This window comes from Vibrio sp. 1978 (genome assembly GCF_033344345.1).
In genome coordinates this window covers 1-538 of the sequence record NZ_JAWPOP010000928.1, presented here as the reverse complement: position 1 = coordinate 538, position 538 = coordinate 1, and the positions used below count along the sequence as shown (strand labels likewise).

Genomic DNA, 538 nt, shown 5'->3' with positions numbered 1-538 from the left:
GTGTATAGCCAACCATCACCAACTTTTTCGCTGTCATGCTCTTATACCTTTAGTCTTATCATTTTCTTTTCTTCTACACCTAACACCAGCCAATACGTTAAAAAGCTAATCATCCCGAATGAAACCAAAGTGGTAGAAATAAACCTTAAAATACTTTGCTCGAAACTTATCGTTAATGAAAACAATACGGCTATCGTTGGTATTAGTACTTGAAGCGCTTTGTTGATTACAAACAATATATATTTCATAATGGATAACCCGGCTTTGAGCTTGAGAAAAGCGAGCCTCATTCCACAAGAAATTACCTCCATAAAAATGGAAACAACGATAACGGTGTAAGGGGGATAACCTAACGATAGGAAAATATAGGCCAATGGCACAGTTAGCAGCAGCACTGACCCAATTGTTGACTGGTAAGCCTTTACGTCTCCGGTTGCTTGTATAGCCGTTTGAAGACCAACCGTCGTAAGGTTTACAAACGCAAGTACTAAAAATAGCTTGATAAAAGTCAGTACACCATCAGGATAATCTCCCAACC

Annotated in this window: 1 pseudogene; it reads right to left on the bottom strand. The window is 38.8% G+C overall.

Going from position 1 to position 538, the window contains the following annotated elements:
* Positions 1–41 precede the first annotated feature (41 nt).
* A pseudogene (locus R8N49_RS29910) lies at positions 42–538 on the bottom strand (hypothetical protein); the annotation flags it as partial.